This window comes from Comamonas thiooxydans (genome assembly GCF_002157685.2).
Classification (GTDB): domain Bacteria; phylum Pseudomonadota; class Gammaproteobacteria; order Burkholderiales; family Burkholderiaceae_C; genus Comamonas; species Comamonas testosteroni_H.
Genome location: NZ_AP026738.1, coordinates 4,811,472 through 4,833,882 on the forward strand (window position 1 = coordinate 4,811,472; position 22,411 = coordinate 4,833,882).

Here is a 22,411-nt window from a genome sequence, read left to right on the forward strand (position 1 = left end):
CCGGGCCTTTCTGCCAAACGCATATCTCCCGCAGACGCCAGAAACGAAAAAGCCTCAGAGTATTTCTACTCTGAGGCTTAACGTTTGGTGCGGCTGGCAGGAATCGAACCCACGACCCCTTGGTTCGTAGCCAAGTACTCTATCCAGCTGAGCTACAGCCGCATTGGCGGAGAGGGTGGGATTCGGTACCCTCTCGATTCCGATATTGTATATCAAAACCTTAGGGCTCAAATGAAATGCTTGTGTGTAGAAGCTCTGTGTAGAAAATTTTCCGCATCTTCGTGCCTTCGTCAGTGCGCAAGTAACCAACCAAACATGTGTCTTTGATGGCGGACTCAAGGCAGTTGTCATCCATCATGAGATGTGCACAACGACCTTTGAGCGACAGGGGCCGGATGCTGGTAAGGAGCAAGGACGCCGAGGATCGGTGGACGCTACGTGCAGGCCCCCTAGGGCATGCAGAGCACCGGAACGGCTGCGTAGGGCCGGCGCCCGTAGCAGCGTCCTGCCCCCCAGGGCGGGACGTGCACCAGGGGGAGCCGGGCTAGGCACGAGGCTCTAGCCGAGAGCGGCCCCAGCCGCGCTGCCTAGATCCGGGGGCGTACAGCCCCGGTCCCGACGCGCTCGGGCAAATGCGTTCGGAGAGCAATAAGCCCCCGGCGTAGCCGGTGCGAAATGCGGTGTGCTGTAAGCGCACGGAGAAGGCGTTTGCCCGAGCGCAGCGAGACCGCAGGACACATCGGCCATAGACGATGAGTACCGGGTAGGCCGTCCAGGCCGTGAAGCCCGGTACGTTGGCCAATCAGGGCAAAGCCCTGATTTCAACGGCACTCTTTAGAGTGACGCTGGCTGTTTGCGCTGCTTTGCAACTTGTGTATGAACCCAGGGTAACGTGCATGTATACAAATAGGGTAGGCGTGTTGTCCGACGTTAGAGTTAGTCCAGCCTAGCCCTGTCGTCCGACAGGATTGCAAAAACAAGTAGCTTGATTGCAGGCTCATTTTGGAACAAAGGGAGGCTGCGCAAAATTCATGTTTCCGCCCCGGGAGCTATACAAAGTATCAGCTTTAGGGAGCGGTGAAATGGACAAACGAAAACTTGGCGCAGCATACCGACGACATGTAGTTCAGCTGCTTTCTGTCATGGGCTACGCAAGCACCCGACAGCTTGCAAAGGGCGTCTGTGGACGCTGCGATCTATCAACGCGAAAGATGATCGGAAGAACACTGCGCTGGCTTTTGGCTCGACGCTGGATCGTTGCAAAACGAGACGGCAATGGGATCAACAGAGTGAACTACGAGCTACTCTATGCATTGACGGCCGCTGGTGCTAACGTTGCGCGCGAACACGGTATGCCGCTAGTTGCCGGAAAGGTGCATGCGCGTGATTACTTAAGGCATGCTCACGATCACCGGACCGCATCCAATAGCGTGTATGTCGCTTGGCCTTCTGATGAAATTTTTACAGAACTACAAGTCCGAACAGGCGACTGTCCGCTGCCAAGCTTCACATATCGCTTGGACGGGCAAGAGCTGCAAAAAATTCCTGATCTGATCGCAGGAAGCGAGCAGCTGACGTGGATCGAAGTAGAAAACTCTTGGCGCAGCGACAAAGATCTCTCAAAAGTCATAGCGTGTTTACGTGCAATGTTCAGCGATGAACTCACACGCATCGACTGTATGCACTTCGTTGTGACTATAGAAGGAGCTAAGACTATCGGCAAGCGGTTAAAAAAGAAGCTTACGCACGGACCCAATTCGGGTTGGTCTGCGCCTGTACGTGCACTTGATGCACGCATTCTTGAGAAGCACATCAAAGTCTCAGTGCTCGATCAAGATACTCTGATGCTTAAGGAGGTTTCTTTGTAGCTCTGAAGCATAGGGGGCAGCAGGCCAGTTCGATAATGCGTACTCCGGTTGAACTGACCCTGTGCCGGTTACGACTTACTAGCCTGCTGGTCGTGACTGGCTGAGTTCGGCCAGGAGCTATCGCCCAGTACGTGACTACGAACGGCAGGTCCAGGCTGAACTCAGTCGTTCGAGTTCGTGAGCCTGAGTGGCCGCTTTGATCGTTTTCAGTCGCTCGGAGGCTCGAAGGTGTCTACGGGAACCGGTGCGATTCAGGGTGAGGCGCATCCTCATGTCGGGCTATGCAATAGCGCTCAGCAACGCCCTACTTTTCACCTTGGCCGCGGAGGGCATCGAGAAGCTCTACGATAATTCCCGCCATACAGGATGTTTGAAGCGGGCTTGTATACTGTATTTATTTACAGGTTGCTCGCATGGGATGCGAGTGATTGCTTGCATTAGGAGTTTTATGCCGTATGAATTGACTGATGAGCAGCGGGATCGCTATAGGGAAACGTCTATTCGTTCACAGCAGCGAAAGCTCCGATTGCTACAGGCCCATGAAGACAACCCCCGGCTCAATGCAGAATTTGGAGATCGTCTAGATGTAGACGATCTGATGCCTCAACTTGAATGCAACGGGCTTTCTTCTCTATCGCTGTTTGCCGGTGGCGGTGGCCTCGACCTCGGCTTCGAGCGCGCAGGCTTCAGCCATACTGCCTCATTTGAGATCCTCGACGTTTGTGGCGAGACCTTGCGCTCCAACCGACCAGAGTGGACCGTGTACTCTGGTGCAGAGGCTGGTGACGTTCGCACAGCTCCGTTCAGCAACTTCAGGGGGGTCGATATTGTTCATGGAGGTCCGCCTTGCCAACCGTTTTCTATTGCAGGAAAGCAGGCCGGCGCTGACGACCCTCGCAACATGTGGCCTGACTTCATCCGGTGTGTACTCCAGACCCGGCCGCGTGCCTTCGTTGCCGAGAACGTACCGGGACTTCTGGATCGAAAGTTTGAGGGATTCGTTCAAGAGAACATTCTTCAGCCCTTGGAGGAAAAGTACACGATCTTCAAGTTCAAACTTGCGGCTCATGACTTTGGTGTGCCTCAAGCACGCCGTCGTGTTTTCTTTGTCGGATTCCGGGCTGCACGTGATGCTGCGCGGTGGGCTGAGCCAGAGCCAACACATGGAGATGTGGAGGGTGTCTTTGGGCCGATTTTGCCGCGTAACACTGCTCGTCGCAGCCTGGGATTGCCACCCAAAGGCTACGATGTGGTAGCGCCAACATTGCGCTCAGGTTTCACGGGACCAAGGAATACAACTGGAGTCTTAAACAGCAAAGCCGCGCTAGAAATTTGGAACGCTTTGCACATCTGGCCCAACGGTGTCCAGCCGACCCATGCTATCGCCGCAGCCTACCCTCCGGAGAATGGCCATTTCCGGATGGCAGTGGATGATTGTGCCTTGCTTCAGGGATTCCCTGCCTCCTGGCGCTTCGAGGGTGCGGTATATCAAGCGCTCGGGCAAATTGGTAATAGCGTGTGCCCTCCGGTAGGTTATGCTGTAGCAAGACAGGTTGCTAGAGCTTTGACAGGGAAATAATGCCAGTACAAGATGATGAGCGCGAGCGCGAGCTTGTGAGGATGTTCAACCTCAATTGGGATCCTGCTCATCAGCGCGCCGGCGTTGACGCAGTCCTAGATATGGAAGTCAATGGACAGCGTGTCCGCTTTGATGTTGAAGTAAAGTCTTCGACAGGCACGACTGTTTCGACAGCGCGGGATGTGGGAATGGATCACATCAAAAAATGGCGGCGAATGATTTTTGTGATTGGGTTCTACTCGAAAGAAGCTAGAAGGCCTGAGCTTCAGTATTGTCTATGCTTGACACCCGTTGATATGGAGCCTTGGATCGCATCAATCGAGGAGAAAATATCGATTGATTTCAAGCTCGCAGTCTGGGCTTCACGTCGATTAGTTCTCGCGGATTTGTATGAAGTTTGTGGAACACAAGATTCTTACTCGATAGAGGATGCGAAACGCCTGCATAAGCAGCAGTGGACTGCGGAAGAATATCAGGCTGCTCTAGATTTAGTTGTCGAAGGAGAACCAAGAATATCTCCGAATAAGATGCTGGAAATTCTGCAGTTGCGTTTGAGCTATATAGCACAAAGAGGCGCGACTCTTAATAATCCTCACATAACAAAGACTTTTTTAAGAAATTTTGAAAATACGAATCGTGTGGTGAAAGGGGCTAACTGGGCGGCTGGTGTTAGGGCCATTGCTGAGGAATTTGTGCTTAATTTTCCTGAGCATCCGTGTATTTCAAAGATTTAGGTTAGGTTTTGAAGGGGCGCTGTTGCATAAATCAGTCCCAGGCCAACCTCCCCCAACCCCAGACGTAGCTATGCCACAGTGAATCGCCCCGGGTATCGAGGAGGCTCGGCAAGCCTCGGTTCGCGGCTTAATTTGAGCGTTGAACGACAGCTTTTGAGCTTCGAGTTCTGCAAGGTTTAAGACCGCACACGCTGCTCAGCAGACATCTGTTGTCGATGCACGAAGGGCAGCAACGGGTTGAATCCGCAGTCGAATGCTGCCGTAGGTCAGTTCAAAAATTCAGGTCAGCACCGAACGGACTGACGGTCAACGATGGCCAGCACCTTCAATAACTCTAGGACATCTCTCTGCGAATGCTAGGGCGTCACAATAGGATGTATAGGAATATAAATATTTGCCTCAACAGTCCATCATCGATCACTGCACAAGCTATACATGAATGAGAGCAATGTTTGGCAGAGGTCAACGCTTGACGAACAAAGGTCTCAAATGGCTCAAAGTTTCGTAGTTGTTTCCACGTTTGGCCCGGGTTCATTCCCGGGCTTTTTTGCGCTCACGATACGGCGCTTTTCTCAACACCCCTTTCGGGGATGCTCCGTGTTGAGCAGCAAGTCGGCGCACCACTCGGTATAGCGTGCTGGCATAAAGTTGAAGCTGCCTGACTTCAAATGCATGTTGAATGGGTTGACGCCCAGGACACACCTTCAGCGTGCCTGCATCCTGATCTAGGCTGCTGCCTGATTGCTAAGCCAGCATCGTAGATGAAATTACTGGGTACTTGCCGCTTGCGCTTTGAGTCTGCAACCTCTCGGTGACCATAGCCATGGAGATTCGTAGACCTCCCCTGTCCCCAAATTCAGCCAGCCCACCTTTGGCACTCGCTTTACCTTTGCATTTGAAGATAGCAAGGTCTTTAGCCATTCAGGAAGCATTGCATGCTGTACCGCTTCTTTGGCTTGTTCATCCAAGCCTCCGTAGCCAAAAGCTCGTGCCCCTGTGGGCAGATCAGTCTTGCAATTGCGCTTGCTGATGTAGTGAATCCAGGCAGAAACTTTGCGACATGCCTCATTCCAGGTACTACCCCAAGGCCACCACTTGGCCAATTCCGTACAGTCCAATTTGAAACCTCGCGGCAACCACAGTGCCAAGTGGTAGTGCAAAGCGCCTGCACGCTCAAGCACCCATGCATAAAGCAGCTGATGGCCCTTGCGTTTGAGCTTAGAGCGTAAGCAGTTGAGGAACCGCGTGATGTGCTTCGCACAAAAATCCGTATCCTTGGCGAATGTCAAGGTAACAGCCACAGCGTACAAGCCCTTGGCTTTTGCAATACGGCGATACTCTTTGGTCAGCCTTTTGAGCTTTTTTCGACAAATGCGTAAGCGCTTTTTGAGTGCCGACGCACTTGTTTCAATCTTATTGACAAGTTCAGCGAGTCGACGAGACCCACCGAGACTTGTGGTGTTGTGATGCATGGTGCGCTCCAAAGAGCGCTCGCCACCATCTGTCCTCAAACCGGCATGCCGGTACTAATTTGTTGCCCTCAATTGCGAGCGAGTTATTGTTGAACTGCCCTATACTGATTTGGATAGTTCCAGTAGTTGGACACAGCGATGAAAGCCGGATAGCACCGGCTTAATTCCATGGGCCTTGGGGGGTGTTTCCAGGCCCATTTTTTTGGCTCAAGCAGCGTTTCGGCTGCTCGTCATGAGGTTGTATAGCGTCGAACGTGACACGCCGAACTGCTTACCAATCTCGGAAATGCCCAGGTCACCACTTTTTATCAGCGACAGAGCCATGTTTTTTTGTGCGGGTGACAAGCTGGGAGGCCTGCCGCCTTTGCGCCCCCGGGATCTTGCTGCATCCAGCCCGGCCATAGTTCGTTCACGCAGCAACTCACGCTCAAACTGAGCCAAGGCCGCGAACAGGTGGAATACCAGCTTACCAGCAGGCCCGCGGGTATCAATCGACTCCTTGAGGGACTTGAACGTCACGCCCTTGGCTTCCAGTTCGGTGACGATGCGAATAAGGTCTTGCAGATTGCGGCCGAGTCGATCCAGCCGCCAAACGGTCAGTGTGTCCCCTGCCCGCAGGGCTTTCAGGCAATGCTGAAGCTCGGGCCTTTCGGCTGTCTTGCCACTCGCGCAGTCTTCGTAAATAACTTCCGCTCCTACGCGCTTCAGCTCGTCGCGCTGAAGGTCCAGACTCTGCTCGTGGGTGCTGACCCGCGCATATCCAATTTCCGCCATAGTCCCCCTTTTCTGTATGTTGATTAATGGATGGCTTCTTGCACATTTCTGTATAGCTCCAAGCACCCAGAACGACGGGTTCCTGCGCTGTGCAGAAACCCATCGTTTTATGGATACAGATGGGTAAGCTCTGCGAGCCTGAGAACACGCGCTTCACCTCCCTCTACGAGATTGAAAATGTCTTTGCGACACATTCCATGTTCATGAAGTAAGTGAATTGCGTTGTGAATGTGCGGAATATCAAGACCAGTGAAATCAGATCCGCTCATTTTGTAATCACCAGGGCTGTAGATCGAGAGCAATATTCGTTGGGCGCAGGCTGACTGCCCACTATTTCTTTCAGCGAGGTCCAGCATGCTTTGAAGACAAGCAGCTATGGCTTCGTAATGCTTGTTAGAAGGCTTAGCAAAGGCATTGAAAGACAGAGTCGCCATAGGGCCTCCAAGTTTTGTCGAAAAACAGATTGTTCATCAGTTTGGTAGACCAACAAGGCTGCAAGATGGTCGCTTCAAATCTTGAAGCATTGAAGTTTTCAAAAACTGTCTTCAAACAAAGGTCGTTTTTCCATTATTGATATTTTCTATCGAATCAATTGATTTTTGCTATCGATGATACACTGATAGCAGATTCTGCCGCGGGGCATTGACATGCTGTATGCCGAAGAAGCGGTGCACATCAACGGTGCTCGTGCAACCGCTACAGCTGTCGGGCTTGAAAGCTGGATACGCGGAAAGATGCGCATCACGAAATCGCTGCAATCCAATGACTGCCTTAAGCTTGCTGCCGTCACGGTGAGCCGACGACAGCTGCTACCGATACCGATCTATTGGACTTGTCGCTTTGCTAGTGGCTACTGCGCCAGCCAGTCCAGCCATTCTGCAGAGCCCTCGCAAGGATGACCAAGTTCCGTAGCTCCACACAGGTCATTAGCAGTTTTTATGAGTGACGAACTGGCGGTGCCGCCCCAATGCGGATTTATGCAGAATGTCCTTAACTGCGCGGGGAGAGTCGGCCGTTTGTATTGGTGCAGCCATACTCAGGAGGAAATGCTTCGGATACTTTTATCCACGGCTCACTTGTGTAACCGGCAAGTGGCGCATTTAGCGCCAGCTTAATCATAGGAGGACGCATTTCGATTACGGTCCCGCAATGTGTGTCTACTCCAACTTTGATTGACTTTCTAAAACTAGACAAATAATCTTCTGCCTTTTTTTGTTGAGAATTTTTTATTTTCTGAAAATGATTGTCAATCTTTGGAACCATGTTATCGAAATCGACCTGAGCCCAATGAGTTGCAGTAGCTAAAGGTTGCCGCTGTTTTAATTTCCAAATTTCTAGTTGGGTAGGGTTACCTACAAAAACCGCCTCAACTTCCCGTAAATAGTCTGCATAGGAAGTTTTTTTGTGATTTTCGGCAACTCGTTCAAGCGTCGCTGGTGTAACAAGTTTTCGTACTAACTCTATTGGTTGGATGCGAGAGTTGTTAATTAAATATTTTTCTGCAATTTCACTCTGCTCCTCATGATTCAAATATATGGCATATTTAGTAAAAAAATACTCAATATTTCCATTTGTCGCTGTTGCCGAATCAATTGACTTTTCCATTCCTTTGCGATAGGTATCATTGGCAATAATCGCAACCTCTGAATTTTCTAAAGCTTTATTAAGTAGATCAAAATTTATCGGTTCATTATTTGAAAATCCGCCGCCAAAAATGTTTAATTTGGCGAAATTAGAATTACACTGATAGTAATCATCTGTTCTATTTTTAGCGCCCTGTATTGGAATATTACCCCTATAATCGCAACCTTTTCTGGTATTCAGCGCAATATAAAATTCCAATGCTTTATTATCAGAAGACGATTTTACAAAGCATCCTTTTAGATATTCATAATCAGAATTTTTAATGTTCCCATCAGTCGCCACAGACCAATTATCATTGGTCTTTTTCAGATAAAAATCAGAGCAAAAATTAGGGTAACCGAGATATTCACCTGAATTCACAACTGTCAACTTGAAATTTTGCTGCGCGTTGACTGCGGAGAATCCGGTTAAGACAAAAACAGTTGCAATTCCTGCAAGAGATCTCAGCTTATTTTTCATATTTAATGATTTAAATTTAGCGATTTAGGATGTTCCTCGCTGTAATCATAGCCTCAAAAATACATTGAGTAACAAAAGTTACAAAAGCGTTTATGAATCCTTTGATTTACATGGCTTCAGACTTGCGGGAACCGCTCAAAATCTCAGCGTTATCTAAAGCTAAAGACCGCATGCGGTAGCTATGAATGTCAAGGTAGCTGTCGCCTGCCTCATGCGACGTTGATGGATAACTTTTCAGGCCTGGCAGCCAAGCTCATAGACTGACCGCTCCCGGATTGAGTGTGACCACCAACACACGCTCCCAGTTGCGCGTGTGTCGTGCCGGCCGTAGCCCGCTACACACCTGAAAACCGTCGCTGGGCGGTTGCCTAGGTCGATGCTCGCATGTTCGATAACGACTGACTGTTAGGAAACATTGTGGCTACGAGCAGCGTATTCAGAGCCTTACAGTGCCGAGGGCTTTACAGGGGTGAAGAACTTGAGGTTTGGGTACACGATGCGCTCCAGGATTGCACTTTTTACTCCGATATCAAGTTCGCCCTGATACTTCTTGACCACCAATGATGTCTCGCCACCGACGACCGAGTCTTGCGCCTGAGACAGGTTGGTCATACTCTGGGCGTGGCCTGTTAGGGATTCAGCGTTCACAACTCCCAAATTGGCCGCACGGTTTAGTAGCGTTGAACGAAACGCATGCATGCCTACGATCCGCGCACTAGGCGTCTCGTCACGCAAGCCTGTGTCACGCAAGAACAGGCGAAACCATTTTTCGGCCTCGGTCGCTGCACGTCCCTTACCGGGCTCGAAACCTGGAAACAGAAGCTTTTTTCCTTGTTTCTTGAGTGCATCCACATAATCAAGAAAGCCCATTCCGATTAGCTGACTATGAATGGGTACCCTGCGCCTTGAAGATTTGGTTTTGACGCGTTTCTTGACGTTCTCGGCAGCTTCAGATTGCTCGGTGATGTTCAAGTACCAGGCACCTGAAGTTTCGTCTTTGAGAATGTCGACTACCGGGTTCAACTGGCATAGCTCGTTGACTCGTGCACCTGTGTACAGCCCCAAATGTGGCAGCCAGAACATGTGCAGTTCTTCAGGCCGTTTGGCGTAGCCAGCCAACTCAGGCCCCATGAATAGGCGTTCCAGCTCTTGAGGACGAAAGGCTCGCTGATGCCCTTCCCCTTCTTCACGACTCCCCGTGTAGCGGATCCTCTCGGTGGTCAGTGTCGTTGGGAAGCCTTTGTCTTGCCAGTTGGTCCGCGCGGCACCCAGGAAAGGCGTTACGACGGCTTTGTAAGTGCCTTCGAAGGTAGCGGGCGACATCTCACCCAGCCCAAGACCTGCGACCTCTAGTACCGTCAGCTTCTTCTGACGTGCCACATCCTTCCAGCGGGGTGGAAGGCGATTGACTACTTCAAAAAAGCGATTGAGGTCAGTCTGTCGCAGAGTGTGGATGGGCTTGTTGCCGACTACATCCAAGAGCATCGGAAGCACCGCACAGACCTTTTTGTACATGGCTTCAAACTTGTCGGCCTGGTACTTCTCGATGTAGTCGTTAATGACTTCCGACAGCAGGTGTTGTTCGTGCGTAGCGGTCTTGGGCGTCGGCACGTCTTCGCCTTCATAGCGACGTAAAAGCTTCTCGTTGGTTCTGATGACTGCCCGGCCGTAGGCGATGGCAAGGCGTCTGAAGTCGCCTTCGCCCAAGTGATCTTCGTACCGATGCAGGTACAAAAATTGCCGGAGCATTGGCCCCAACACCTCAATGTCACCAACGGCCACAGCTGCCTTCATCTCTGGCAGGGCGTCAGTGTAAGCGCGTTGGTAGTCCTCAATCTCCGAGACGTCGTAAGTGCCAGTCTCGCGCCGCTTTTCATCTCCAGCCAGAGCCGCTGCCTCGACATGCTGAGCGATCCGGTCGATGTCTTCGGCCGTCAACTCCTTGAGCACTATGGCTGCCTGGACCTGCCGCGCCGCAAAGAAGTCTGTTTTGCGTTGCCTGAGCTTGCGCCACTCCGCCTGCAGCTTAGCGTCGGCAACGTGGAAACGTTCTACAGCGAGCCGGTAGTCGGAGGTCTTTAGAGACCTAAGGTGTTCCTTCTTGCCATCGGCCTGGAGCAGATCTTCGGGGATTCTGCGGCGGTGATAGTAGCGACCATTGTCGTGGCGCACTAGGCCTGTAGGGAGTTGAGGCATGTTCGGTTCGTCCACGGAGACCGAATCCCTATTCGACATTTTGTGTAGCACCTTTGTGTAGAAAACAAAAGAAATAAGCCGTTGATTTTATGGGAAATCCCATGAAATCAACGGCTTAAATGCTATATGGCGGAGAGGGTGGGATTCGAACCCACGGTACGTTTGCACGTACGCCTGATTTCGAGTCAGGTACATTCGACCACTCTGCCACCTCTCCTGTGTCGAAGCATCTATTGTAGCCTAAAAAATCAGGCCTTCAGCAAAGTTTTGCCACCCATGTACGAAACCAGTGCTTCGGGCACGGTGATCGAGCCGTCGGCGTTCTGATAGTTCTCCAGCACGGCGACCAGCGTACGACCCACGGCGAGGCCGGAACCGTTGAGCGTGTGCACCAGCTCGTTCTTGCCCTGCGCATTCTTGAAGCGGGCCTGCATGCGGCGCGCCTGGAAGGCTTCGCAGTTGGAGACCGAGCTGATTTCGCGATAGGTGCCCTGTGCCGGCACCCAGACTTCCAGGTCGTAGGTCTTGGCAGCGCCAAAGCCCATGTCGCCCGTGCACAGGCTCATCACGCGGTACGGCAGGCCGAGCTTCTGCAGCACGGCTTCGGCATGGCCGGTCATCTCTTCCAGCGCTTCATAGCTTTTTTCGGGATGCACGATCTGCACCATCTCGACCTTGTCGAACTGGTGCTGGCGGATCAGACCGCGCGTGTCGCGACCGCCGGAGCCGGCTTCGGAACGGAAGCAGGGGCTGTGTGCGGTCAGCTTGATGGGCAGGCGATCTTCGGCCAGCACTTCGTCGCGCACCAGATTCGTCAGCGGGACTTCGGCCGTGGGAATCAGGTACAGAGCCGCGGTGTCGGGCAGGGGCTCGGCATCTTGGCCGCCCTTCTGGGCCGCAAACAGATCACCTTCGAACTTGGGCAACTGGCCCGTGCCCTTGAGCGAATCGCTGTTGACGATATAGGGCACATAGCATTCGGTGTAGCCATGCTGCTCGGTCTGCAGATCCAGCATGAACTGGGCCAGCGCACGGTGCAGGCGCGCGATCTGGCCCTGCATCACGGTAAAGCGGGCACCGGAGAGCTTGACGCCGGCTTCGAAGTCCAGGCCGATGGGCGCGCCCAGATCGACGTGATCCTTGATCTCGAAGTCGAAATTCCTCGGCGTGCCGAAACGGCGCACTTCCACATTGCCTTCTTCGTCGGCGCCCACGGGCACGGACTCATGAGGCAGATTGGGCACGGCCACCAGCATGGCCTGCAGCTCGGTCTGGATCTGGTCCAGGCGCGTGGCCGATTGCTCCAGCTCGGTCTTCATGGCGGCCACTTCGGCCTTGGCGGCTTCTGCGGCGTCCTTTTCGCCCTTGCCCATCAACATGCCGATCTGCTTGGACAACTGGTTGCGCTTGGACTGCAGCTCCTCCGTGCGCGTCTGGATGGACTTGCGTTCGGATTCCAGCGCCTTGAAGGCTTCCACGTTCAGGAAGGCTTGGGGGTTCTTGCGGGTTTGCAGTCGGGCGACGACTGAATCCAGGTCTTTGCGGAGAAGTTGAATGTCGAGCATAGAGGGGGATTTTAGAGCGACTGGCCGCACCCGGCCGATACACGGGGGATGGCAGCAGTCAGCTATCAAAAGCAAAGCGCCTTGCGCGGGCTATTCATAGATTTTCAGATAAAAGCCATCTGAAGTCATTGAATACCGTGCGCAAGGCGCTATGAAGTTACAAGCAATCAGCTTGCTGTGACTCAATGTCCGGTCTCGGGCGCCTTGCGCACTTCGATTTCCAGGCCCGTGGCCGCGTCAATCTTCAGACCCTTGGGCAGCGGGAACTTGATGGTTTCCTCGATACCGTCCATCTTGCGCACGGCGACGGCCCCCAGCTGCTTGATGCGTGCGATGACCTCGTCGACCAGCACTTCGGGCGCCGAGGCCCCGGCCGTCAGGCCCACGCGGGCCGCATCGGCAAACCACTCTTCCCTGAGCTCGAGCGCGTTGTCCACCATATAGGCAGGCGTGCCCAGGCGATCGGCCAGCTCGCGCAGGCGATTGCTGTTGGAGCTGGTCGGGCTACCGACGACGATGACCAGATCCACCTGGGGTGCCAGCACCTTGACGGCGTCCTGGCGATTCTGCGTGGCGTAGCAGATGTCCTGCTGCTTGGGCTCGCGCACCATGGGAAAGCGCGCCTTGATGGCGGCCTTGATGCCTGCGGCATCATCGACCGACAGCGTGGTCTGCGTCACCACGGCCAGCTTCTCGGTCTGGCGCGGCGCAACCCTGGCCACATCGCCCTCGTCCTCGACCAGGTGAATGCCTTCGGAGAGCTGGCCCATGGTGCCTTCGACCTCGGGATGGCCCTTGTGGCCGATCATGAGGAACTCGTAGCCTTCCTTGGCCAGCTTGGCGACTTCCACATGCACCTTGGTGACCAGCGGGCAGGTCGCATCGAAGATGGCAAAGCCGCGGCGCTCGGCCTCCTGCTGAACGGCCTTGGAGACGCCATGGGCCGAGAAGATCAGCGTGGCGCCGGGCGGCACTTCGTCCAGCTCCTCGATGAAGATGGCGCCCTTGGCCTTGAGGTCGTTGACCACAAAGGTGTTGTGCACGATCTCGTGGCGCACATAGATGGGCGCACCGAACTTGGCCAGCGCCCGCTCCACGATCTCGATGGCGCGATCCACCCCGGCGCAAAAGCCGCGCGGCTCGGCCAGCAGGACTTCCTTGGCACCCACCACTTCAAAGTACCCCGATCAGCTTCACTTCAAACGTCACGGGCTGGCCGGCCAGCGGGTGGTTGAAGTCGAACAGCACGGCGCCGTCCTCGCGCACCTGCACCACGGCGCCGGCGTAGCTGCCGCTGCCGTCGGGCGTGGGGAACTGCACCACATCGCCAGCGGTGTATTGCTCATGCGGGTCGCCAAGCTCGTTCATGAGCTTGCGGGCCACCCACTGCATCATGTCGGGGTTGCGCTCGCCAAAAGCCTCGCCTGCGGGCAGCTCGAAAGTCGTGTGCGTGCCTTCGGCCAGGCCGATCAGCTTGTCTTCCATGGCCGGCGACAGCTCGCCCGCCCCTAGCGACAGCGTCGCCGGCTTTTCGTTGAAGGTATTGATCACATCGCCCGCAGGGCCCGCCAGGCGGTAATGCAGCGTGAGAAAAGAGCCTGCCTGCACGACGGGCAGATCCGAAGGGGTTGCGCTTGTGGTCATGAAAGTCCCGATAAACTGGGCTGCATTGTAAGAGCGAGCCTATAACCTCTTCGCCGCCGCGTTGAGATGGCCGGCCCGCTCCTTCCCCGCCTTGTGCAAGCGAGCACTGACACCCATGCCCATCAAAGACCTGCCCCTGGATGCCCAGCCGCGCGAAAAGCTCGCGCAGCGGGGTGCGGCTGCGCTCTCGGATGCCGAGCTGCTGGCCGTCATTCTGCGCACCGGCATGGCCGGCAAGACGGTGCTGCAGATGGCGCAGGAATTGCTGGAGCTGCCCGGTGATCGCCAGGGAACAGGCGGTCTGGCCGGACTGCTGGCTGCCGACTACCAGGCTTTGACAACCGTCAAAGGCCTGGGTCCGGCCAAGCGCGCCGAGCTGATGGCCGTGCTGGAGCTGGCCCGCCGTGCCACGGCTCAGCAGCTGCGCGAGCGGGAAGTCTTTTCCTCCCCCGAGGCCGTCAAGCACTATCTGCAGCTGCATCTGGCGGCTAGGCCGCACGAGGTGTTTGCCGTGCTGTTTCTGGACAGCCAGAACCGCTTGCTGGCTCTTGAAGAAATGTTTCGCGGTACCTTGACGCAAACTTCCGTCTACCCTCGTGAAGTCGTGCTGCGCGCCCTGCACCATCAGGCCGGCGCGGTGATACTGGCACACAACCACCCCAGCGGCAACGCGCAGCCCAGCAGTGCCGACAGCTCTCTGACCACCATACTGAAGGCAGCCCTGGCATTGATCGATGTTCGCGTGCTCGACCACATCATCGTCGGGCCGGGCGCTGCCTGCTCCATGGCCGAGGAGGGTCTGCTATGAGCCATGCACACCGCTCGCTGCAGGATCTGGCCGGCATCTCCCGCCATCTCAAGCAGATGCGCGAACAGGCCGAAGCCCTCGCCCTTGCGCAAGCCGAGGCGCGTGCAGCGCGCGAGCGTGAGCGCAATCTGTTTGCGCTCAGCGTCGGCAAGGTCACGCCACTGCGTTCGCGCAACGAAGTCAGCTTTCTGGAGCCGGCCCCCTCCCCTCTGCCCCTGCAGATGGTGCTGGACGAGCAGAACGTGCTGCGCGAAGCCATGAGCGACGAGTTCGATGTCAGCACCTTGCTGGACGTGGACGATCAGCTGAGCTTTCGCCGCCCCGGCATCGGTCTCGACGTGACACACAAGCTGCGTGGCGGCCACTGGAGCATTCAGCGCCAGCTGGACCTGCACGGCCTGCGCTCGGACGAAGCCCGCGAGGCGCTGGGCCAGTTCATCCGGCTGTCGCACCGCACGGGCGTGCGCTGTGTGCGCATCGTCCACGGCAAGGGCCTGGGATCGCCGGGCCGCACCCCCGTGCTCAAGGGCAAGGTGCAGCGCTGGCTGGTGCAGAAGAAAGAGGTGCTGGCCTTTGTCCAGGCCCGCCCGGCCGAAGGAGGCGCGGGCGCGCTGGTGGTGTTGCTGCAGCCGGGCAAGCGCAAGTTGTTCTGAGCCCCTTGCTTCCAATCCGATAGCTGCTAGTGCTTATCTCCATTGGGTTTGAGCCCAGAAGTCTCATCTTCCCTGTGGCACGGTATTGAGCGGCAAGGGCAGCGGTCGCATGTTGCGACCGTAAATGCGGCGTATGCGCTCGGGCACCGTGGGGTGGGACTCCAGCCAGTCTTCGAGGCGGCTGGCATGGGGTGTTTCGGCCAGCAGCATGTGCTACACGATGCGCTTGTCCAGTCCCTGGTGGCTGCGCGTGTCCTGCTGCCAGCTGCCGTACTGCTGCTCGGCCAGTTCACGCTGCGTGAGCACCTTGCGCAGCACGCCGCCCAACCCATCCTTGCTGCGCGTCCACTGCACGGCGCGGGCATCGGCCAGATATTCGCGCTGGCGCGATACGGCGGCCTTGAGCAACTGACCGCCTAGCCAGCCGACAAAGCCCGCGGCCTGTATGAAGAGACCGAACCATTGCGTAAGAATGCTGTCGCGCTCGCGCAGGCTCTGGCCGAAGTTGTGAATCAGCTCCAGCCCGTAGACCATGCCGGCCAGCTGCATGTTCAGCCGCGTGTCGCCCTCGCGCAGATGCGATAGCTCATGCGCCACCAGGCCCTGCATTTCTTCGCGGCTAAGCTGGTCCAGCGCCCCCTGGGTCACGGCGATGACGGCGTCCTGCGCATCCCAGCCCGCCGCAAAGGCATTGATGGCCTCGGTCCGCGCCAGCACCGCGACCTGGGGCGCAGGCCAGTGTGCCGCAATGCACATTTCATCGACGATATTGCACAGTTGCTGCTCGGCCAGCGAGCTGCCGGGTCTGGCCTCGCGTGCTCCCACGCGCTGGGCCAGTTTGCGCCCGCCGTGGCGCAGCTGGTCCAGCTCTATCCAGCAACCGCCCAGCACCAGCAGCAAGGTCACGCCGATATTCACCGTCGCAAAGCCCGTGGGATAGTCCCAGCCGCCGAATGCCAGAGTGCCCAGCCACCAGGCCAGCATCAGGCCCAGATGCACCGATGCCACCACAGCCAGCACGCACAGGCCGAACACCAGCAGCAACCAGCGCGTGCTGCGCCTGGCTTCGCGCTGTCGCTCCCAGAAACGCATGCGCTCAGAACCGGACCTGAGGGACGGCGCGTTCCTGCTCACTCTGAGTCGAAGCCAGCATGTCCATATGCACAAAACCCACCAGCCGCGCCACGATCAGATCCGGGAACTGTCCGGCCTGGTTGTTGAATTCCAGCACTTCGTCGTTATAGGACTGACGCGCAAAACCGATGCGGTTCTCGGTGCTGGTTATTTCTTCGCTGAGCTGCTGCATGCGGGCATCGGCCTTGAGCGTGGGATAGGCCTCGGCCAGCGCCATCAGACGGCCTACCTGACCTCCCAGCACCTGCTCCACAGCCATGAGTGCCCCCATGGCCTGCGCCTTGCCCGGCGACTGGCGCGCCTTGTCGGCTGCGCTGACGGCCTCGCCGCGTGCGCGAATCACAGCTTCCAGCGTCTGGGCCTCATGCTGCATATAGCCGCGTGCTACCTCCACCAGATTGGGAATCAGGTCATGACGGCGCTTGAGCTGCACATCGATCTGCGCGAACGCGTTCTCCACCTGGTTCTTGTGCGTGCGCAAGCGGTTGTAGAGGGCAATTGCCCAGATCACGATCACCACAACCACTGCCAGCGCGATATATGCCGTCATACCCTCTCCCTGAAAATTTTCTCGCATCATAGCCAGTCCCAGAAAAAAGCCGCCGTGGCCTTTGGGGCCACGACGGCAGTGTTTGCGACAACGCAGCTTACTTGGACAGATCGAGCTGATATTTGCTCATGCCCTTGCCCGAGCCGTCATCGGCCGCCAGCATAGACACGCCCGACAGGCCCGCGGCCTGGGCCACGCTCAAGGCATTGGTGCCGGAGCTGAACACCACCGGGCCGGCCGTCGTCACCTTGGCAAAGCGCCAGCTCTTGGCTGCGCCATTGGCCGCTCTGGTGATCTGCGGGTTCTTGCGCACATACTCGATCACCACATCGCGGTTCGCATCGGGCGATGCCCAGATGGCCGACGAGCCGTCAAGCTTGGGGATGAAGCTGGCACCGCTAGTGGCACGGTAGTTGTTGGTGGCGATCACAAACTCCTGCGCCGTATCCATGGGCTTGCCCAGATAGCTCAGGTTCTTGATGCGGCTGCCCAGCGGCTGGGTCACATCGATCTCGTACTGCACATCGGCGGTGGTGAACATATCGAAGTTGTAGCCCGGGAAGCTGCTGATCAAGGGCTGCTCGGCCGTCTTGTTCACATCGATCTGGTTGAAGCGCTTGGCAGCAGCTTCCAGCCAGCTCTTGATGTCGGCGCCATTGACCTTCACCGCGTACACGGTGTTGGGGTAGAGATACAGGTCGGCCGCGTTGTAGATGGCGAGCGAGCCGGCTGCCACGTCGGTGAAGTCCTTGCCGCCCTGGAAGCCGGATTTGAACGGCGCGCTCACCGACAGCACGGGCAGGCTGGCGTACTGGGGCAGATTGGCCTTGATGTAGCTGGCCACATAGGCCTGCTGTGCCTGGTTGACGATCTGGATCGCACCGGGATCGCCTACATCGGCAAACAGCGTGCTCATGCGGAAGTCAGTGCTGCCTATGGGCGTCTTCACATAGCTGATGGCCGCCTGATGCTGTGCCTCGATCAGCGGCGCAACGGCCGGATCGGCATCCACAAACACCGTGGCACCTGCGGCATCCTTGTTCTGGATGTTGCGCAGCTCGCTCTTGCTACCGGTCTTGGCTACGCTCCACTTCTTGCCGTCCCATTGCAGCGGCAGCTGGATCACGCCCAGAGCCTTGCCCCAGGAGCTGGCCATGACCGCAGGCACGCCGTTGATGGTGCCAGCCTGGTTGTCCACACCACTCTGGCTGTAGGCGGGCTTGGCCGACAGATCGGGGAACACGCTGTGCTGATGGCCCATGACCATGGCATCGATGCCCGCCACCTTGGACAGATACAGGCCGGGGTTCTCCATGGTGGCCGAGTAGGCCGAGCCATCCAGACCACCATGCAGCAGCGCCACCACCACATCGGCGCCCTTGGCGCGCAACTCTGGCACATATTTGCTGGCCGTCTCGACCGCGCCTTCGGTGTAGACCTTGCCTTCCAGATAGCGCTTGTCCCAGTTCATGATGCCCGGCGTGGTGAAGCCGATCACGCCGATCTTGATGGGCAGCCTGACTTCCTTGCCATCGCTGCCCTTGGCCACCATGGTGCGTTCCAGCACGGCATAGGGCTGGACCAGCGGCTTCTTGGTCTTGCTGCTGTAGACATTGGCCAGTACGGCCGGATAGCCATTGCCCGCGCATTTCTGGCTGGCATCCACGCCATCCACATCCAGACCGCCGCCCAGCACCTGGTTGAGAAAGGGCAGGCCGTAGTTGAATTCGTGATTGCCCAGCGTTCCGGCATCAAAGCTCAGCGCGCCCATGGCCTTGTACATGGACAGCTGCTGCGTGCAGGGTATGGGCTTTACCTCGGCCTCGTAGTCGGCCAGGGCCGTGCCCTGGATGGTGTCGCCGTTGTCCACCAGCAGCGTGTTGGCAAATTCCTTGCGAGCCGCACGGATCAGCGTGGCCGTGCGCTCGAAGCCATAGGTCTTGTCTTCCGCCAGCTTGAAATAGTCATAGCTGCGCACATTGAAGTGCAGATCCGTGGTCTCCAGAACGGCCAGCGTCGCCGTGGCAGGCTGCGCGCTGACAGGCGTTGTGCTGCCGTCGTCGCTGCCGCCGCAGGCTGCCAGCAATGCTGCACAGCCCACCGCCGTCAGCACATGGCGGCGTTGCTGCAATGCCGAGAAGAAACCGCCCGAGCGCAGCTTTGCGCCGGGCAAATCGAAATCCTGCATGGTTGACCCTGCTTGTTGAAAAACAGGCAGTGTCGGCAGGGCTTTTTACAGCGTCATGAAGGAAATTTGACGCTTTGAAGCCAAGGGCAAGAACTCAGGCGCCGCGATTGCGCATCCAGTCCGCCGTGTTCATGAAGCTGGCCTTGAGGCGCGTGCGCAAGGCCTCGGGCACCTCGGTCTCGCCCATGGCCTGATCCATGCAGGCCACCCACTGGTCGCGCTCCTGAATGCCGATCGAGAACGGCATATGGCGCATGCGCAGACGCGGATGGCCGAAACGGTCCTGGTAATAGTCGGGGCCACCCAGCCAGCCGCAGAGAAACCAGAACAGCTTCTGGCGCGCGTCGGCCAGCGTGCTGCCATGGGCGGCGCGCAGTTCCTTGTAGCCAGGCTCCAGATCCATAAGGTCATAGAAGCGGGTTACCAGTTGCTGGACTTTGTCTTCGCCACCTATCCATTCGTAGGGGGTATCAAACGGGGGCTTTTCTTCAATCTGCATGTGTAGCGGCTTTGCGAGTCAGTCCCGATTGTCGGACATGCGGCATGTCCGTACCCGAGCGCAGGAATGCGAAAACGCCAACAGCCGTCAGCACCGTCACGCCGGCCAGCACATCGAGCAAGCTGGAAAAGGCCAGGCCATAGGCCTTGAGCAGCTCTGAGGCTGATGCGCCTTGCATCAGCGCCAGCGCTCCCCGCATATTGCCGGTGACCAGCATCTGGGCCACGGCCGAGCCATGCTGCATGGACGGCCAGATGGCCGCCAGCTCCCGCGCCAGCAGCGCTGCCAGCGCCGCCCCGACCACGGCCAGGGCAATGCCTTCACCTGCCACACGCACGGTGCTGAAGATACCCGTGGCCATGCCGGCACGCTCGCGCGGCACCACCGTCACGGCCAGCCCGTCCATCAGCCCCCAGGGCAGGCCTATGCCCAACCCGATCAGCAGCAGCGGCGCGGCCATCTGCGCCAGGTCCGCGCCGGGCGCGCAACGGCCCAGCCACAGCAAGCCGGTGGCACAGACCAGCAGCCCCGCCCCGCACAACACGGCGGCCGACAGCCAGCGCGAGAGCCAACCCGCCAGCAACGGCACGCACAGCATGGGCAGCGACAGCACGAACATGCGCTGCCCGGCCGCGAGCGGCGCCAGGCCTTCCACGCCGATGAAGCGCAGCGGCAGCAGCACCAGCAGCACCACGAAGGCATAGGCAGGTGCTGCAGCCAGCAGTTGCACGCCGACAAAGCGCGGATAGCGGAACAGCGACAGGTCCAGCATGGGGTGGGCGCTGCGGCGCTCGATCTGCACAAAGGCCGCTGCCGCCAGCAGGGCAGCCGCCAGGGGCAGCCATGTGCGCCCATGCGACCAGCCCGTTTCCGGGACTTGCAGCATGCCCCAGGTCAACAGAGCCAGCGCCAGCGTGAACGACAGTGCGCCCGGCAGGTCCAGCCGCTGTGCCTGCGGATTGCGCGACTCCGGCATATGGCGCAGGCCCAGCAGCAGCGCAGCGAATGCCGCGACGGCGGCGCTGAGCACCACGCTGCGCCAGCCCCAGCTTTGCAGCAACCAGCCCGACAGCAAGGGCCCGAAGGCCAGCCCCACACCAAAGGAGGTGCCCACGAAACTGAAGGCCCGGGTACGCCGGGCACCATCGTAGGCCTGGGCCAGGCCGGCCGTGCCTGCCGCCAGTGCAGCGGCCGCGCCCAGCCCCTGCAGCGCCCGCAGCAGATCGAAGCCGATGATGGCCCCCTTGCCCTGCAGGCAGACCTGCAGCAGCACGCTGCCCACCACGACGGCCAGCCCCGCCAGAAACACGCGCCGCCGCCCGTAGACGTCGGCCAACGCTCCTGCCGCCATCAGTGTGGCGCCGAAGCTCAGCATGAAGGCATTGGTGACCCAGTTCAGCGCCAGAGGGCCGCCGCCCAGCGCCTCGCGCAGCGCCGGCAGCGCCACGGCCGGCCCGGTAAAGCTCAGCGGCATGGCCAGTGCGGCCAGGCAAACCGACAGCAGCACCCAGGCAGGCGATGCGCGGCGGGCGCAAACAGCAAGGTCCGCCTGCGGGCGGGATGAGGAAGAGGAGCAGGACATGGAGGGCTTCGTGAATCAATCAGGCATGGACGATAAAAGCGATCCAATCAAACAAAAATAGCCGTGAAACTCCCCACAATCCCAACCAAAGGTTGCCAATCACCATGGACAGCTTCAGCGGACTTGAGTCCTTTGTACGTGCCGCCGATCTTCTGAGCTTTGCCGAGGCCGGCCGCGCGCTTGGCATCTCGGCCTCGGCCGTGGGCAAGAACGTGGCACGCCTGGAGCAGCAACTGGGCCTGCGCCTGTTCCATCGCACCACACGCCAGGTGCGCCTCACGCAGGAAGGCGCTCTGTTTCACGAACGCTGCCGGCGCATCCTCGACGAGCTGCACGATGCACGCGCGGCCATGCAGGCCGCCGCCGAAGCGCCGCGCGGTCGGCTGCGCGTGAGCCTGCCCACCATCGGCTACCGCTTTCTGCTGCCCGTGCTGCCCGAATTCCAGGCCCGCTATCCCGAGGTGGAGCTGGATCTGGACTTCAACGACCATCTGGTCGATGTCGTCGAAGCCGGCCTCGATGTGGTCATCCGCAGCGGCGAACTGGCCGATTCGCGGCTGGTGGCGCGCCGGCTCGGGCCGTTTCGCTTCGTTATCGCCGCCTCGCCGACCTATCTGGCCGAGCGCGGCCTGCCGCTGACGCCGGCCGACCTTGCCGGACACAGCAGCCTGCGCTATCGCTTTCTGAACAGCGGCAAGCTCGAGGAGTGGACGCTGCCCGGGCTGCCGACCATGCCCATCGCCCTGGTCTGCAACAACATGGAAGCCATGCTGGGCGCAGCCGTATCCGGCCTGGGCCTGGCCTATATGCCCGACTTCCTGGCCCGCGACGCACTGGCGCGTGGCGAGCTCCAGCAGGTGCTGGCCGAGCAGCTCACGCATAGCGGGCAGTTCTCCGCACTCTGGCCCTCCAGCCGCCAGCTCTCGCCCAAGGTCCGGGCCTTTGTGGACTTTGCAAGCGAGCGGCTGTTCAAGGGCTAGCACTTAGAACGTGCTTACGATCTCCTCGCGCCGCGACAGTGGCTTTGCGGGATGGGATGCCAGGGGGCGGCCCCCGCGCGCA

Annotated in this window: 18 protein-coding genes, 2 tRNA genes and 1 pseudogene; 6 read left to right on the forward strand and 15 right to left on the reverse strand. The window is 57.9% G+C overall.

Annotated features, from left to right (window positions below):
- Window positions 1-85: 85 nt before the first annotated feature.
- Window positions 86-162, reverse strand: a tRNA-Arg gene (locus CTR2_RS22410).
- 920 nt (window positions 163-1,082) lie between these two features.
- Between CTR2_RS22410 and CTR2_RS22415 the strand changes: the two genes are divergently transcribed.
- From CTR2_RS22415 to CTR2_RS22425, 3 genes are all read left to right on the forward strand, one after another.
- Window positions 1,083-1,868 carry a hypothetical protein gene (locus CTR2_RS22415; RefSeq protein ID WP_140400977.1) on the forward strand — a complete coding sequence of 262 codons (786 nt, stop codon included), beginning with the start codon at window positions 1,083-1,085 and terminating at the stop codon, window positions 1,866-1,868.
- Between the two features lie 271 nt (window positions 1,869-2,139).
- Window positions 2,140-3,447, forward strand: coding sequence for a DNA cytosine methyltransferase (locus tag CTR2_RS22420; protein WP_176391593.1), 1,308 nt, complete (start codon window positions 2,140-2,142; stop codon window positions 3,445-3,447).
- The gene (locus tag CTR2_RS22425) at window positions 3,447-4,181 is read left to right on the forward strand and encodes a hypothetical protein (RefSeq protein ID WP_003065918.1); all 735 of its coding nucleotides are present in this window, start codon (window positions 3,447-3,449) and stop codon (window positions 4,179-4,181) included. The genes CTR2_RS22420 and CTR2_RS22425 overlap by 1 nt, the downstream gene beginning before the upstream one ends.
- Before the next feature lie 767 nt (window positions 4,182-4,948).
- On the opposite strand, the gene CTR2_RS22430 is transcribed toward CTR2_RS22425, so the two are convergent.
- The 9 genes from CTR2_RS22430 to CTR2_RS22470 form a co-directional block, all read right to left on the reverse strand.
- Entirely contained in the window at window positions 4,949-5,653 is a 705-nt protein-coding gene (locus tag CTR2_RS22430; RefSeq protein WP_003065916.1) for a rolling circle replication-associated protein, read from the reverse strand.
- Window positions 5,654-5,860: 207 nt separating this feature from the next.
- Window positions 5,861-6,427, reverse strand: a complete 567-nt coding sequence (locus CTR2_RS22435; protein WP_003065914.1) for a recombinase family protein — start codon at window positions 6,425-6,427, stop codon at window positions 5,861-5,863.
- 107 nt (window positions 6,428-6,534) lie between these two features.
- A complete protein-coding gene (locus CTR2_RS22440) occupies window positions 6,535-6,861 on the reverse strand; it encodes a DUF7673 family protein (protein ID WP_131361324.1) in 327 nt (108 codons plus the stop codon).
- A 556-nt stretch (window positions 6,862-7,417) separates the two neighbouring features.
- Window positions 7,418-8,530, reverse strand: a complete 1,113-nt coding sequence (locus tag CTR2_RS22445; protein ID WP_140400976.1) for a hypothetical protein — start codon at window positions 8,528-8,530, stop codon at window positions 7,418-7,420.
- Between the two features lie 444 nt (window positions 8,531-8,974).
- The gene (locus tag CTR2_RS22450) at window positions 8,975-10,741 is read right to left on the reverse strand and encodes a site-specific integrase (protein WP_237704453.1); all 1,767 of its coding nucleotides are present in this window, start codon (window positions 10,739-10,741) and stop codon (window positions 8,975-8,977) included.
- Between the two features lie 112 nt (window positions 10,742-10,853).
- A tRNA-Ser gene (locus tag CTR2_RS22455) sits at window positions 10,854-10,943 on the reverse strand.
- 31 nt (window positions 10,944-10,974) lie between these two features.
- On the reverse strand, window positions 10,975-12,291 hold the full coding sequence (gene serS, locus CTR2_RS22460) for a serine--tRNA ligase (protein ID WP_003072786.1): 1,317 nt from the start codon (window positions 12,289-12,291) through the stop codon (window positions 10,975-10,977).
- A gap of 182 nt (window positions 12,292-12,473) precedes the next feature.
- Window positions 12,474-13,463 (reverse strand): 4-hydroxy-3-methylbut-2-enyl diphosphate reductase, encoded by a 990-nt coding sequence (ispH, locus tag CTR2_RS22465; RefSeq protein ID WP_087080830.1) that lies wholly within the window; start codon window positions 13,461-13,463, stop codon window positions 12,474-12,476.
- 1 nt (window position 13,464) lies between these two features.
- On the reverse strand, window positions 13,465-13,935 hold the full coding sequence (locus CTR2_RS22470) for an FKBP-type peptidyl-prolyl cis-trans isomerase (RefSeq protein WP_003052041.1): 471 nt from the start codon (window positions 13,933-13,935) through the stop codon (window positions 13,465-13,467).
- A 115-nt stretch (window positions 13,936-14,050) separates the two neighbouring features.
- On the opposite strand from CTR2_RS22470, the gene radC reads away from it, so the two are divergent.
- Window positions 14,051-14,743: a RadC family protein gene (radC, locus tag CTR2_RS22475; protein ID WP_087080828.1), complete on the forward strand. Its 693-nt coding sequence runs from the start codon at window positions 14,051-14,053 to the stop codon at window positions 14,741-14,743.
- Window positions 14,740-15,396, forward strand: coding sequence for a Smr/MutS family protein (locus CTR2_RS22480; RefSeq protein WP_087080826.1), 657 nt, complete (start codon window positions 14,740-14,742; stop codon window positions 15,394-15,396). Before radC ends, CTR2_RS22480 begins: the two co-directional genes overlap by 4 nt.
- 63 nt (window positions 15,397-15,459) lie before the next feature.
- Here the strand turns inward: CTR2_RS22480 and CTR2_RS22485 are convergent.
- The 5 genes and pseudogenes from CTR2_RS22485 to CTR2_RS22505 form a co-directional block, all read right to left on the reverse strand.
- Window positions 15,460-16,488 (reverse strand): annotated as a pseudogene (locus tag CTR2_RS22485) (M48 family metalloprotease).
- Between the two features lie 4 nt (window positions 16,489-16,492).
- Window positions 16,493-17,080: a LemA family protein gene (locus tag CTR2_RS22490; RefSeq protein WP_087080824.1), complete on the reverse strand. Its 588-nt coding sequence runs from the start codon at window positions 17,078-17,080 to the stop codon at window positions 16,493-16,495.
- Between the two features lie 97 nt (window positions 17,081-17,177).
- Complete coding sequence (locus CTR2_RS22495; RefSeq protein WP_140400975.1) at window positions 17,178-19,268, reverse strand: bifunctional 2',3'-cyclic-nucleotide 2'-phosphodiesterase/3'-nucleotidase; 2,091 nt, start codon at window positions 19,266-19,268, stop codon at window positions 17,178-17,180.
- Between the two features lie 94 nt (window positions 19,269-19,362).
- Complete coding sequence (locus CTR2_RS22500; RefSeq protein ID WP_087080822.1) at window positions 19,363-19,767, reverse strand: group II truncated hemoglobin; 405 nt, start codon at window positions 19,765-19,767, stop codon at window positions 19,363-19,365.
- Window positions 19,757-21,241, reverse strand: coding sequence for an MFS transporter (locus tag CTR2_RS22505; protein ID WP_409021400.1), 1,485 nt, complete (start codon window positions 21,239-21,241; stop codon window positions 19,757-19,759). The genes CTR2_RS22500 and CTR2_RS22505 overlap by 11 nt, the downstream gene beginning before the upstream one ends.
- A 212-nt stretch (window positions 21,242-21,453) precedes the next feature.
- Between CTR2_RS22505 and CTR2_RS22510 the strand changes: the two genes are divergently transcribed.
- Window positions 21,454-22,329 carry a LysR family transcriptional regulator gene (locus CTR2_RS22510; RefSeq protein ID WP_087080818.1) on the forward strand — a complete coding sequence of 292 codons (876 nt, stop codon included), beginning with the start codon at window positions 21,454-21,456 and terminating at the stop codon, window positions 22,327-22,329.
- Window positions 22,330-22,411 lie beyond the last annotated feature (82 nt).